Origin of the sequence: Erythrobacter sp. F6033 (assembly GCF_023016005.1) — a bacterium.
Taxonomy (GTDB): Bacteria; Pseudomonadota; Alphaproteobacteria; order Sphingomonadales; family Sphingomonadaceae; genus Erythrobacter.
The window spans coordinates 567,280-581,482 of sequence record NZ_JALKAZ010000001.1; the positions used below are offsets into that span (position 1 = coordinate 567,280).

Genomic DNA, 14,203 nt, shown 5'->3' on the forward strand with positions numbered 1-14,203 from the left:
TGCATTGGGTATGGCCTGCTGCAGAGACTGATGCGGATATGCCATGGCATTTGACTACACGGCCTACGGCTTGCGCATCCGGTCGGATACGGCGTTGCCATTGCTTCGTCCGGCTGTGAATAGTGTCTTGCAGGATCTGTCAGTGGAGTTGTTTCCTGCAGATCATGTGATCAGCACATTGGAGGAGCTGCGTTGGGTCCGCGATAGCGGGCACCGAATTGGCGAAAGCAGCACAACGATCGAGCACTGCGAAAGCCGGTTGAAAATCACGTTTCGGCGCAATCACGATAGCGCCCTGATTTTCTATATCTCAGAAAACTCCGCTCGCATCATGTTGCGCCGAATAGGCGATATTCCCGAAACTGATGCTATTTCATTTTTGATCGGGCCGATATTCGGGGCCATTTGCCGTTTGCGGGCAAAGACTTGCCTCCACGCCGCAGTTCTTTCCTACAATGGTCGCGCCTTTGCGCTCACCGGCGACAAAGGTGCAGGAAAATCGACAACATCTGCAATGCTGCTCCAATGCGGTGCACAGCTTGTCGCAGACGATATCGCTGTAATTGATCAGGATGACGGCCATTTTCAGGTTCAACGAGCCTATCCATACATGCGTGTCTCTCCCGATGTACTGCGACTACTCGGACATGATGTAGATCGCGCTCAGCCGGTTCTTTCCTTAGGTGACAAGCGATACTTGCCAGCAAGCGATAAAGGCGCAGGTGAAGGCGGTGCAGACACGATAGAATTGAGCGCCGTATATTTTCTCTCTAAGCGCGGGCCTGCGGGCACGGCAACGCAGATTAATGCAATCGGTCCGAGCGAGGCGATCATGCGCTTGAATTCCAATGCCTACGGTACCAGCCTTATGAAAAAGCCCCACCGGTTGCAGGACTATGCGCTATTTGCCGATTTCGCCCGCACAAAACACTGCCGCGCCATCGAAAGAGCAAACGACCTGTCACGCCTGAGTTATCTAGGGAAAATGCTCCTGCAAGATTTCGAAACGATCCATGCCTGAGCACAAGCCGGATAAACGTCCCAATATCGTCCTTCTGACGGTTGATTGCTGGCGCGGAGATCACATTGGCCTGGGTGGAGACGATGGTCCGAGTACACCCAATATCGATCGCTTCGCGCAGCAAGGAACCTGGTTCTCTGACGCATATACATGTGGCGGTTGGACGAAGATTTCGATGACGGCGCTGCTTTCGTCCACTTTTTCGTCAGAGTATAATTTTGCTCAAGGCAAGATTGAAGAAGAGCGGCCGTTCTTGCCGGAAATGCTCCAAAAAGCCGGGTATCAGACCATCGGAATTACAACCAATCCGGTGTGCGGCAGCATGCATGGTTTTGACCGTGGTTTCGATCATTTCACGGACGTGAGACCCGAAATTCATAGCAGTTTTGCTGATCGGCTATTTTCCATTCGTGGATCCCGTCGATTGCTAAGGTTGCCGATATTCCGGCGCTTACTCTCACGCATCGGGATGCACCCCAATCCGCCAAGGCCAGCAAGCAGTGCTAGCGATGTTATCGACCTCGGCCTCCCGTGGCTCCAGCAGAAGCATGATGCACCCTTTTTCCTGTGGCTCCATTTTATGGACCTGCATTGGCCATATGAGTCAAAAACAAGAAGGAAAACGCGCGACGAAGTTGAGCAGGTTTGGCGCGATCGGGCCCAATGGGCTATGCAGCGCCGAAACCGTGGGAAGTATTTCCCAGGCTCAGAAAGAGCAGAACGCTGGAAAATGCTTTACCGCCAAGAGGTAGAGCAAATGGATAGCTGTTTTGGCCGGCTGTTTGATGCCTTGTATGACATGGACGACTGGCAAAACACCCATGTCGTTTTGACCAGCGACCATGGCGAAGAGTTGTTCGAGCACGGCACTTGGGCACATAGCTGGAACCAGCTACATCGCGAGGGTGCGCACGTCCCGTTAATTGTTCGCATTGCAGGTAACGCAAAGCCTCGAGAATTCACACACCCTGTCAGCAACTTGGATATAGCTCCGACGATTGCTGAATTGGCACAACTGCCCCGGGTTCCAAAAATGCGCGGCAAGAGCCTTCTGGACAAGATCAGAGCTAGCGAATGTGGAACATCTGACCCGGTTTATGTCGAAATGCACGGCCACAGGGATTCAACAATTTATCGCCTCGCAATCATTAATGAGGGTCATAAATACATTTACGATGGCGACCGGGATCGATGCTTTCTGTTTGATCTTGCCGCCGACCCTGATGAACGCAACAACATTTACGACAGAGCAGACGCGTGCTCGCGCAAGTTCGACAGGCTGCGGCTTGCCCATGTTAGCAAGGGTGTTCTGAACATTCTGAAGTCTGATGATGCCGTCGTTGGCGAGGACATTCTTTACGATCTCGACGCCGATCCGAAAGTAATCGAACGGCTCAGGGCGCTTGGGTATTTGGACTGAAGCGGCGCTTCAGCCAGAGGAACGGGCGCAAGGGCAGGTAAAGGAAGTCGAGGCTGCTGGGGAGCGGCAGTGCGAGGATATCAGGCAATGCGAACAGATGTGAGCGCAGATTAAAGATCGCCTCTGTGGGCCGAGCATAAAGGTCTCTTCGCGCTTTGGCCTGGCGCCAGATCTGTGTGACTCTGTCTCTAAGTGAAGGCGGTGTGCCGATCTGTTCTACGCGGTCCAGAAAGAAATGCAGATTTTCCGCGTTAGGCAGCTTGTCAGCCATACTGGCGATCGCCTTCGGAATGGGCTCTGCGAAGATCACTTCTCTCATAGCCAGAGCCTGCATAGCGCACGGTCCGGCTGCAAGAGAATCTGCATGAGCGACAAGCGCTCGCAATCCGTCAGGTTGGTACGTTTTGAGCAGTCTGTGGATGTCACATAGCCATTTGAGATGGTTCCAGTCAGACAAAGCTCCATGGGCACAAAGATAGGCGAATTCGTCAGCCTCACCTAGGATCTTGCAATGCCCGAGCTTCTTAATTGTGACCTTTCGCGCGTTTTCGAATGGCTTGATGCCAGCGAGAATTTGGGGCGCGTCCACAAGACGCCAGTGTAAATCGATTATCCCACCATCATCATGGCGCAAGGTGATTTCTTTGTGGTGACGGATCACCGTGGCAGCCTGCATCTGTGTCAACGGCTTGGCGGTCAGGCAGGCGCAATAACCTTGCTTTTCAAGCAAACGCAGTGCCCGCGCGGCATTTGAGGGTTGGACCAAAAAATCGATGTCGCCGCTTACTGTGATTGCCAACGAACCGTAGATGCGCTCGGCAAGCGGCAACCCTTTCAAAACGATGTTGGCAATACCCTCATCTTCCAGCACTCCATGCAGCCGCACAGCATCTCTTGCCTGATTGACGTTCATCATGACCCGCCGACGCGCTTCTTGTATCCAGAGATCCTTCAACCATTGCGGAACGCTCACTACTTCTCGCAGCTGCGCATGCGCAAATCCCTGCAATTGGTGACGCCTTGCGATCTGGTTGAACAGGTCCCAATCTTCGACGCGGGACGCGAGGTCTTGGATCGAGCTTGTGTCGTCTACCTGATTTGGCCACTCGCAGATGGAGGCCAACAGCTGCAATTCCAATGAAAGTCGCTGACTGAGTGGCGGATTGCGGGTTCCCATCCCCAAGGCCTTAGACAAATTTCCTCTGCGCAGTCCAACAACAACTCAGCTCAGGTCAACGGTGGCGGCAGTCTGCCGCGAACTCGCTCTGACCGCTTGATGCAGTTCATCGGGAAGACGTTTGACCATTGCCACGTTTTCAAACGATTTTCAGTGACGGCCCAAATCCCTATCCGATTGAAATATTCAGAAAAATCGGAATCGAATTTGCACGTTTTTCATGAATAAAAAGAAGGCTGAGGTATTCGGATGGCGGAATCTAATTATTGTGTTGCTGAATTTAGGCGCAAGAAATTCCGAATAATCTATCAATAAGATATTGAATTACATTTACTTAAATGGATTAGGAATAATGCGACCTTGGGTGTTTCTGTGCACATGAAAAATTTTCAATCATGATTATTGCAAAGACAATTTTACTGTGCTCCATTGTTTAATGGGTTGCTGGGGAGGGGTAATTGTATGAATCATACATATTTCGTCATGACACCTGGCGCGCAAATGGGGTCTTTCGTGCAGTTTCCGAATGGCTCGCAGGGTAACTATTTTAAATTTGGTGACACCAATGCAAACACGCGTCTTGGCGTCAGGGCGGGTTATACTACGCATAATCCGGATTTCGGCGTGGCTGCGGTGCTGACTAACAATATGCCAGCCGGCGAGAATCTGGGCACCAAAATCAAGAACGACATTGTTGCGGATGGTTTCGCCCGTGTGCCGGGAACGGAATGGTTTGACGTGCACAGTGCAAATGCGTGGGGTCTGTTCAGCTATATGTTGCTGATCGATGGAATGACAATCGACGCCGGCAGTTACGGCCACTTTCGTGACGATGTTCTTGCCGAGTTGAATGAGAACCACGCAGCGGCACTCGCCGGCGGGTCTACCGCGCGGGTCCGCATCAGCACCCCGGAAAGCTGCCGTTTGTTGCGCGCCGCAGCACCGGATTGATCGCGTTCGGGTTTGCCGATTTGGGTTGGCTGGCTCCCGACTGTGAAAACGAGAGGCGCGCTAGCATTCACGATTTTTTGGGGGACGAAATATGACATCTGGAACTGAACTAGCCGCGGCCTCGGATCCGTTTGCAAAGGTGGTTGGATCGCTGGAAACGTCGCTTCATGCATTTAGCCCATTGGTGGTCCAACTGGGTGAGATCGAAACGGTTTGCGCGGATATCTCCACTGCCATGGATTATGCCGCGGATGTCCCGTCTGCGCTCACAACCATAGAAGAGATTTTGGAAACCGTATCCGCGCTGTGCCAAGCGTTGATCGAGGTGCCTTTCGTCGATGTTGTGGCTGAAATTGCAGCAGGGATTCTCGACGACGTCGCCGAATTTCTAACCGACGTTCAATCGACCATCGATCCAATTATCAAAGACGTCGTTACCCCTTGTAAGGATCTTTTTAGCGATCTCGCCAAGAGCATGAAAGAGGCGGTCGATATCGTCACGACACTTTCGCAGACGCTGCCCGACTATCTCAACACTGTGCAAATCCTCAGTTATTGCCTCGATCTAGTCGATGATATCTTACCCTATCTTGCCGGAACACAAAGCCAGACTTCGACCGAGAAATTCGTCGCTGAAATGATCAAGATCCGCGATGATGTCGCCACCGTTCTTACGCCGCTTGCGACATTCGCCTCTGACCTGGTCACCGTCTACCATGATATCGAAAACGCGATGGGCACTGCCTTTTCCGATGTGGAAAGTATCGTCCAGACAGTCAAAGACGGGCTCGGCGAATTTGAGAAGATAATGGACCCGATCAGCCATGCTTTCCATGCCATCGAAGATGCAATTGCGCCCGTGAAATGGGTTCTGGATGCTGTGGCTTCATTGATCAACAAAATCCTCGCGCCAATTATCCACGCCGTGCTTGAGGCGACTGGTATCGAAGCTTTGCTCAAACCGCTTGAGACAAAGCTCGAAGATGCGCTCGGCGTGGGGCCTTTATTCAACTTGCTCGACAAGCATTGCGATAAGAGCCAGACCGAATCATGGAATTCAAAGGCAGGGCCATCGTCAGTTGCGTCGGGCAAATCCAGTTTGAGCGAGCTTGGGGGGTATCTCAAAAAATACGACACACGCGATAAGGGCAATACCTATGCGCTGATCCAAGATATGATCAATGCAATCCTGGCTGCGCCGGGCAATGGCAAACTGCCTGTCCCGCCGAAATGGCCGTATCCGCCGAAGATCAAAGGTGCGGGCGGCGTGACGTTGCTCGATCCAACAGATCCTGCAGGCGATTCCTCACCTGCTCTGGCCAAATTCACCAGCGATCTCGAGCGCCAGCGCCTGCAACGGATCATGTCCAAACAATTTGCGGCAATTGAGCAGATGGCTCGCCCGTTCGAGATCGAAGTGGACGCGCCTCCTTCCCAGCCATTGTGGGTGACCGAAACATTGCTCGACAAGAAATTGATCAAATCGAGCTATGACGCGATTGGCTTGCCCAATGTGACTTTGCTGCTCGCAGAAGCAGCCACTGCAAAGAAGAATTTGACCCAAGCGGAAAGCATCGGGCCGGCCATCGCCGCAAAGTTAAAACTGTTCGATCAATCGCGCCAATTGCCGAGCAATTTCCAGACGCAGATGGAGGATTTCTCAACCATCTTTAATGACTGCAGCGAAGTGGTAGGTTTCTTGGCAGGCTTTTCGTGGTCGCCGTCCTGCCTAACAAAAGTGCAGTCGGATTTGGCGGGTGAAGCCGCGCTTTCAAAAACAGCCTATACCGAGGCGCAGGCATTGGAGACGGCGGCAGACAGCGTTGAAAGCGCTATTCAAAAAGTCGAGGCCGCAATCCCTGCGCACAACACCTTTACTCGGCTGCTTCAATTTATTGATCAGATTGCAGCCGGTGCGTGTTCGGCTGGCAATACTTTGCGCCGGGCACAAGCTCTCGATGCTAAACTATCCGGCAAATATTCATCCCAGATCGCCAAAATCACCGCGCAGATCGATGGCGATGCCGCGATTGCGCTTTCCCAGATGAAATCCATCAATTCTCTTGCTGTTGATGCGATGAATCAGGCAGGCACTATCGAGGCGTATCTGACGAATTATGCCGGCAATTTTTCCCAACTTACCAAGGATTCCAGCATCGTAGCGGCAAAAGCGATGCCCAGCTTGTCCTCTGCGACCAGTACCTGCAACACGCTGGCTTCGATCATTGATCCGCTGTCCGGTATATTGACCGATCTCAATTGCAAATCGGCCAAGAATAGCAGTGTTGTGAGTGATGCAAATGCCGAACTCAACGCCTTCAAAGCATCTATGAAATCGTTTTTCTCAGGCAAGAATACGACCCTGAATGATGCGTTCTTGTTCCTCATCAACAAGGAAATTCCGGTCGCTACGATTGTCAGCGATATTGATGCGGTGAACAGCTTCATCAAATCCAATGATGCCACTTTCACCGCAGCCGTCGCGCAGATCGAATCCGATTTCGCCGGGATCAAGACCGCGCAGAGGCAGCCAAAATCATTCCAGTATCAAAAGACGGTCAGCTACCATCACAATCCCCCTTCCAAGAACGTCAACGGCAAGCCGGTTGGCGGGGGCAAGCTGAAAACCACGACAGTCGACCAGAAGGTCGACAACTTCTTTGTCGATGGAGCTTTGCGCACCCAGTTGCTGCAACTGGTTCAGGACATGAACAATGACGCCGTAAAACATCCGGAAATTACCGAGGAGAGCCTAAATGACTGAAGTCGCTGAACGAGATGAAAACCCGATTTTTTTTGAGGATCAGGAGCGCTGGCCTGCGCTGAATACCCTGCCTGTCGCCATGGTTTCCAGCATCGCTGTGGCGGCTCCGCCCAATTATACGAAACAAATCCAACTGTTTGACGATTGGAACAATTGGATCTGTGCAGGCGGCGGGTTTGTGCAAGTGCTCGACGCCGTGCTCGATCATGTGCTCAAAGGTAAAGCCACTGCGCTCAACGCGATTGATGCTGCTTGCCATGCTTTCTACAATTCAGCGTTGGATATGAATACGGCGCTGCTCGCGGGCATTAAGGACATGCAAAACGGCAAGGCGCCCAGCGTCACTTTTACTCCATCAAAATTGCCACCTTGGCCTGCAAAGAAAAAGCCAGACTTGTTCAGTTCAGCCTGGCTTGCCATCCGCCCCGTTTTGATGGCGGTGGAAAAAAAGCTGATGGCCAAAGACCCCACTAGCCCGATTGTCGTCGCGCTAGGTGGCGTTATTGCCAATGGCGATAACATTGTGACCGTGCTTCAGAAATATTATCCAAGCTGGGGTTAGGGTATGCAGGGATCGGGAACTGGCGAAACGGAACACTTTGAAAGTCTGCTAGCGCAGTTGCAGGCAGAGCCGGTTCCCCCTGTTGAAGATTGGTCCGAATTGAACATCCAGGCTGCTAATCCCAAGCCGTCGCTCTGCCCAAAGCCAGCCTCTGGAAAATACGGGAAAGCCATCGCCAAATTCAAATGCTGTAATGAAGTGATCAATGGCGTGGGGGTTGGGGCCCAAGGGCTAAAAATCTATGTGATGGGTCACCCACTTTCAAACCCGGCAGAGCAAAAAGCGCTCATCACTGCTCTTTATGTGTTTAACCGGGCCATCAATGCCATGAGCACTGGGCTGACCAACGCGATTTATCAGATGGATGCCGGCAATCCGCCAACCGTCACATTTACTCCTGGCAGCCTGCCGCCTTGGCCAAGCGGCAAACCAGCAGATTTGCTGACAAGTATTTGGAATGTGATCAACCCGATCTTGCTGAAGATCAATCAGGGCATAGACAAAAAGTATGGCACCGATCCGCTTGTTATTGCCCTAGGCCAGCTGATCCAGTCGGGCGATCAATTGATTCAGGTGATTGAGCATTTCTATCCGCCGAACAGCGCTGTCAGAGCAAATGCATCGGCTAGCGAAATGCAGGGGTGATTCAGTAGAGCACGGCGTGCCTCGCAAGAAGAAACAAGCTGGTTCGTTCTGATACTTCAGCTCGTCGCCCAAGATCATCTGATTTGATGAAAAGGCAGAGACGATCGCGACAGACGGGCTCAATTCCTCGCCGCAGGAATGCGTGAGTTTAGAAATCTGGAGCGTCAGCTAATGGGTTGGCCAATCAGTCCGATGCGCAGTGCTGCTGAATAAACTGCTCGTGTGTCGGCAACCCATCGACTGATTTCTCGATCAGCTTGCGGACATTGGTTAGGAATTCGCTGAGCTGGACATCATTTAGCCCGTTTGCCATCGGATCATGGCTCCGCGGTGTGACGTTTTGCCCTAACATCACCTGCACCCAGCTGGCCTCACGAAATAAGTCATCCGCATCGCGTCCGACCCTGCCAGAGGACGCGAACAGATGCTGTTTTTGGCGTAGCGAATCCGGAACTTCCATGTTCTTGCAATAGCTCCAGAACTCGGAATCCTCGCGCTCAGTCTGCTTGTAGTGCAAGATGAGGAAGTCCCGGATCTGCTCAAACTCGTCGGCGCATCGGCGATTATATTCATCACGCTCAGCAGTGCTGCCAGTTGTCTGGGGGAACAGTTGTATCAGCCTGCTGACATGGGATTGGATCAAATGGATGCTGGTCGACTCCAGCGGCTCCAGAAACCCGCCTGATAGGCCGATACAAGCGCAATTATGAGCCCAGAACTGCTCACGTCTTCCAGTCGTGAACCTAATGGGGCGTGGATCGGCTAGCGGCTTTGTATCGAGGCCGTCGAGGAGAACTTGGCTGGCTTCGTCATCAGAAGTAAAGCTCCTGCAATAAACGTGGCCATTGCCTGTCCGGTGTTGCAGCGGAATGCGCCATTGCCAACCTGCGTTTTTGGCTGTCGCCCGGGTGTAAGGCACGAGTGTTTCGAGGCGTTCACTCGGGACTGCCTGAGCGCTGTCACAAGGTAGCCATTTCGACCAATCCCGGTATCCGATGCCCAGCTCCTGCCCCATCAACAGAGCACGGAAGCCGGTGCAGTCTATAAAGAAGTCTCCTTCTACCTGCTTGCCATTATCAAGCTCTATCGAAGTGATATTGCCGCTTTCGCTATCGCGGGAAACGGTTTGGACAATTCCCTCACTGCGCGTCACGCCATGCTGTTCTGCAAAGTTCCTTAGATATCGAGCGTAGAGGCCGGCATCAAAATGATACGCGTAGGCGAGGCCGGTCATTGCGGTTTGGCCAACGCGCTCAAGCTTACCGAATTTGGCGGTATCTGCTGCGCGCTTGTGGAGCGAGTAGTGCCACAGGTCTTTGTCATGGCCGTTAGCTGCGGCTCGTGCCCAATATTGATGAAACGGTACGCTTGCGAGGTTCAGGCCAGCATCACCGAAGGTATGGAGATAGCTGGTACCCAATTTACCCCAGTCGACGAACTCGATCCCGAGTTTGAACGTCCCCTTTGTGTGTTTGACGAAATCATATTCGTCCAACCCCAAAATGGCATTCAAACGGATGATCTGGGGAATCGTGGCTTCACCCACGCCGACTGTTCCGATTGCTTCAGATTCCACCAGTTCTATCGAAAGGTTGCGGCCCAATAGACGCGCAAAGGCAGCAGCGGTGATCCAACCGGCCGTACCCCCGCCCACGATTACCAGCTTCTGCACATTAGTATCGGTCATTTGGGCTTTACTCGTTAGTGGGCGCGGAAAGGGAATGAAGTGCCGCTTATTTCATCGGCGACGCAAGAACGCATTGATCGTCAACCTGCCGTTTTGTGGGTTTTCTGGCAAAGGCAAATTGTTATCGATCACCCCGGAATGTAGCACGTTCCCGCGATAGAACACCGCCTGATTGAAGGTTCCGCTCGTCGCGTGAGTTCGCTCGAAATGGGGCGCACCATCGGTCACATAGCGGGCAGATGGCAGACCGCTTTCTGAAACGTCCGCCTGTAAAGCATCGCGGTAGTGCGGAAAGTTCTCGTCCGTCAGAGCCTCAAGCCCCGTTGAGCGGTGACGAAAAAAGGCCGTGCCGCCGTGGTCCGTCCTATCAAGGTAAAGCATCATCGCGAGTTGGTCTGGATCCGTTCCGTCGACATGCGGGAAGCACTGCATTGGGATCAGTTTTTCAGGCCGTTCGGTAACTATGGAATACCACGCCTGCATCCCCCAGTGGCTGTCTGAATACCCAAAGGCATCATCGAGATGCGGGGACAATTGCGCAGCCCAGTCTGCGCAAATTTCAGGATCAAGCGGTGCACGCAGGCCAGGATATTGAGGTGTGATCTTTGCAAAATTTTGCAAAGAGGCGCGTGCGATTGCCAGGCCAGGATCGTCAAGCATGTCGGATATTTTCATAAACACATGATTATTTGGGGAAAATACCCCAGTCTCGCGATTAGCGACTGAAATTCGCATGTTTTGCATTATCCGAGAATCTCTTCACATCGCTTTCGGCTGAAGCAGGAGGCTAACAAAGAGGGCGGAACAAGCCAAGAAGGTAAATTAAGGGTATGGAATATTTAGTAAATTATAGATTTTGGACTCAAGTTTTGCGCGCGCTTCACAACAATGTGTGGGCCTTGAGCGAGTGTCTTTGGTCGAAGTGTGACACGGCTGCCACATATTGTTGATAGTTCGCATGAGTTCATGCCTATCAGGCATATATCGCGGCATAAATATCTGTAATATATTTGGAAAATGATAATTCAATGCTTGATTATGGATTCTGCGTTTTCCGATTTACCCTGTCGATTTTCTCAGCTATGAAAAAAACTGCAAAGACGCACGATAGTGATGCGTCGGGGAGGACTAAAATGGGATTTAAGCGTTATTCAGCTAACGCCCGCCTGCTGTGTGGTGCAGCAACGGGTCTCGCAATGGTTGCCGCTGCGGCACCTGCTGCTGCACAAGAGCAGCAAGAAGCGGAAATTGCCGAGGGTGAAGAGGGCGAAATCGTTGTTCGCGGTATACGCAGTTCGATCGAGACTTCGCTCGAGGCAAAGCGTGAATCGTCAAGCATCGTCGAAGTGATCACGGCCGAAGACATCGGCCAGCTTCCCGACCTTTCTATTGCGGACTCGCTCGCTCGTTTGCCCGGAGTCACTGCGCAGCGTGTGCGTGGTCGCTCGCAACAGATTTCGATCCGCGGCCTCGGCCCTGACTTCTCATTGGCTCTGCTCAATGGTCGTGAAGTGGTCTCCGCTGGCAACAATCGCGGTATTGAATTCGATCAGTTCCCATCCGAACTTATCGGGCAGGGTGTGGTCTATAAGACTGCAGACGCTCGGCTTGCTGCAACGGGCATCGCTGGTGCCGTTGACCTCCGCACGGTTCGTCCGCTTGACTTCAAAGATGCGACGATCAACGTCTCCGCGCGTTATGTCCTGAATGATAGTGGCAGTTTGAACCCGGATTTTGCCGACGACGGTTACCGCTTCTTCGGATCATACATTGATCAGAACGAATCCGGCACTTTTGGTTGGGCTTTGGGTGCGACTGTGCAGTCCAACCCGACCCACTTCATTTCGCGTGAGCTTAAGACCAACCAGTTTCAAGTGTCGCGCGACGCAAACGGCTTGATCTATCCAGCCGACAACCCGCGTCAGGGTGTGGTCAGCCGCGAATTCGAGCGCGTTTCGGTTGCGGGTACGCTTCAGTTTGAACCGAATGACCGCGTTTCGCTGGTCGTTGACGGGTTCTACAGCGATACGCAGGATTCCGGTATCTTCCGCGGTACGGAAACACCAATCGCGTCGTGGAGCGGTGCAAGCTTTGATGGCGCGCAAGGTTCTGGTCCGTTCGCTGACAGTGCAACATATTCAGCGGTCGTTCCGATCCTTCGCACCGACACAGAAGGCAATGAGTCAGAAATCTACGCATTCGGCGCCAACCTTGACGTTGAACTGAGCGACAATCTCGGCATCGTCGTCGATTACGGCTATTCGACACTTGACCGTAACGACATCGACTATGAATCATATGCCGGTACTGGTGCCGCGCGTTCAGGCGCTCAAGATACGCTAAATTTCACTTTCCCGAGCAATGGCGAATACACCATCGACGGCCTGCTCGACTATACTGATCCTGCCAACGTATTGCTCACCGATCCAGGTGGTTGGGGGCAGGTTGGCTTTGTCAAGCAGCCAATCATTGAAGATGAGCTGCACCAGCTCCGTCTGGAAGCAGATTGGAACTTTGACGGTGGCTTCCTGTCGAGCATTCAGGTCGGTGTTCTCTACACAGACCGTCAAAAGAACTTTGACTCCAATGAGAGCTTCCTGCGGGCATCGGGTCAGTTCACCAACGGTGCACTTGCGGTGCCAACAGGCACCATCGTCGGCAGCACAGACACCAAGGATCTCGGCAACGATATTCTTGCTTATGACCCATCGACTTTCCTCACAGACGGAACATATGTCGTTGAAAAAGCGACATTCGATACCGAATGGGTCGTGAATGAGAGGGTGGCCAATATCTACGCTCAGGCCAATATCGATGCGATGCTCGGAGCTATTCCGCTGCGCGGTAACATCGGTATCAAATATGCCGACACGTACCAGTCTTCGACGGGAACGATTGGTGGCGGTCGTAACTTCGTTCAAGAGAAGTACGGCGATTGGCTTCCGAGCGCCAACCTCAGTTTCGAGGTTGCAACGGATACGTTCATCAAACTAGCCGCTGCGCGCACGATCACTCGGGCCCGTCTCGATCAGCTTGCTGCGAACCAGAATATCGGGACCAACCCGCTCGCGTGTTCTGATACCGATGGAGATCAGGTCCCTGATACGGTTCTGGCGTTCAACCCGCCGTCTGTCGTTTGCTTCAACCTGAGTGGCGGCAACCCATCGCTTCAGCCATATTCATCGACATCGTTCGATGTGTCCTTCGAGAAGTATTTCTCGCCCGGTAGCGCGTTGGTTGTGGCTGTGTTCCATAAGGAATTGTCAGACTGGGTCATCGATTTCTCGGATACGATCGATCTTGAGCAGCAGATTGTGAACGCGGGCTTTGGCTCGATACTGCAGACTGCGCCAGAACTCGCAACGGGTTCTTTCGGCGGCCCTGTCAACTTTGCTGACGGTTCGATTACTGGTGTCGAGGCAACTCTGCGGGTCGACTTCATCGATCTGACTGAGGCTTTGGATGGGTTTGGCGGTAGCTTCAGCTTCACCTATGCCGACGCTGAAGTCGAAGACCAGAACCAGGATTCGCTCCCGATCCCTGGCTATTCCGAGCAAGTTTGGTCAGGCGATATCTTCTATGAGAAGAACGGTCTTCAAGCGAAGCTTGCAGCGCGCTACCGCAGCGGATTCCTGTCCGAAGTTCAGAACTTCGACGGCAGCCTGAGCGGTGCGGACGCGTTGAGCGAAACCATCCTCGATGCGCAGATTGGCTATACGTTCCAGAACGAAGCTGGATTCCTGAAGGGTCTTGGTTTCCAGGTTGAAGTCTTCAACCTGACGGACGAGCCTTTCGTTACTCAGAACGATCTACTTGACACTGGCGGCAACACAATCGGGACATTCCCGAGCCGTCATGAAATCTATGGTCGGACCTTCAACTTCACAGTGAAGAAGGCATTCTGATCACGAAGGGTCGCAGAACTCTCCAAGAGGAGAAGGGGCTCGCTGGAAACAGCGGGCCCCTTCTTATTTAG

The 14,203-nt window shown here is 52.7% G+C and carries 10 protein-coding genes; 7 read left to right on the plus strand and 3 right to left on the minus strand.

Annotated features, from left to right (window positions below):
• Positions 1 to 43: 43 nt before the first annotated feature.
• Positions 44 to 1,021 (plus strand): hypothetical protein, encoded by a 978-nt coding sequence (locus MWU39_RS02785; protein ID WP_247158453.1) that lies wholly within the window; start codon positions 44 to 46, stop codon positions 1,019 to 1,021.
• Positions 1,014 to 2,441, plus strand: a complete 1,428-nt coding sequence (locus MWU39_RS02790; protein ID WP_247158454.1) for a sulfatase — start codon at positions 1,014 to 1,016, stop codon at positions 2,439 to 2,441. Before MWU39_RS02785 ends, MWU39_RS02790 begins: the two co-directional genes overlap by 8 nt.
• Here MWU39_RS02790 and MWU39_RS02795 read toward each other — a convergent pair.
• On the minus strand, positions 2,416 to 3,618 hold the full coding sequence (locus MWU39_RS02795; protein ID WP_281501058.1) for a nucleotidyltransferase family protein: 1,203 nt from the start codon (positions 3,616 to 3,618) through the stop codon (positions 2,416 to 2,418). The genes MWU39_RS02790 and MWU39_RS02795 overlap by 26 nt on opposite strands.
• Before the next feature lie 462 nt (positions 3,619 to 4,080).
• Between MWU39_RS02795 and MWU39_RS02800 the strand changes: the two genes are divergently transcribed.
• The 4 genes from MWU39_RS02800 to MWU39_RS02815 all read left to right on the plus strand — a co-directional run bounded on the left by MWU39_RS02800 (position 4,081) and on the right by MWU39_RS02815 (position 8,540).
• A complete protein-coding gene (locus MWU39_RS02800) occupies positions 4,081 to 4,569 on the plus strand; it encodes a hypothetical protein (protein WP_247158456.1) in 489 nt (162 codons plus the stop codon).
• A gap of 91 nt (positions 4,570 to 4,660) precedes the next feature.
• Positions 4,661 to 7,333: a hypothetical protein gene (locus MWU39_RS02805; RefSeq protein ID WP_247158457.1), complete on the plus strand. Its 2,673-nt coding sequence runs from the start codon at positions 4,661 to 4,663 to the stop codon at positions 7,331 to 7,333.
• Positions 7,326 to 7,895 (plus strand): hypothetical protein, encoded by a 570-nt coding sequence (locus MWU39_RS02810; RefSeq protein WP_247158458.1) that lies wholly within the window; start codon positions 7,326 to 7,328, stop codon positions 7,893 to 7,895. Before MWU39_RS02805 ends, MWU39_RS02810 begins: the two co-directional genes overlap by 8 nt.
• 3 nt (positions 7,896 to 7,898) lie before the next feature.
• Positions 7,899 to 8,540, plus strand: a complete 642-nt coding sequence (locus MWU39_RS02815; protein WP_247158459.1) for a hypothetical protein — start codon at positions 7,899 to 7,901, stop codon at positions 8,538 to 8,540.
• 184 nt (positions 8,541 to 8,724) lie between these two features.
• Here MWU39_RS02815 and MWU39_RS02820 read toward each other — a convergent pair whose 3' ends face one another.
• A complete protein-coding gene (locus tag MWU39_RS02820) occupies positions 8,725 to 10,227 on the minus strand; it encodes a tryptophan halogenase family protein (protein WP_247158460.1) in 1,503 nt (500 codons plus the stop codon).
• A gap of 51 nt (positions 10,228 to 10,278) precedes the next feature.
• On the minus strand, positions 10,279 to 10,962 hold the full coding sequence (locus MWU39_RS02825) for a DUF6445 family protein (protein WP_281501059.1): 684 nt from the start codon (positions 10,960 to 10,962) through the stop codon (positions 10,279 to 10,281).
• A gap of 398 nt (positions 10,963 to 11,360) precedes the next feature.
• Between MWU39_RS02825 and MWU39_RS02830 the strand changes: the two genes are divergently transcribed.
• Positions 11,361 to 14,132: a TonB-dependent receptor gene (locus MWU39_RS02830; protein ID WP_247158462.1), complete on the plus strand. Its 2,772-nt coding sequence runs from the start codon at positions 11,361 to 11,363 to the stop codon at positions 14,130 to 14,132.
• Positions 14,133 to 14,203: the final 71 nt, after the last annotated feature.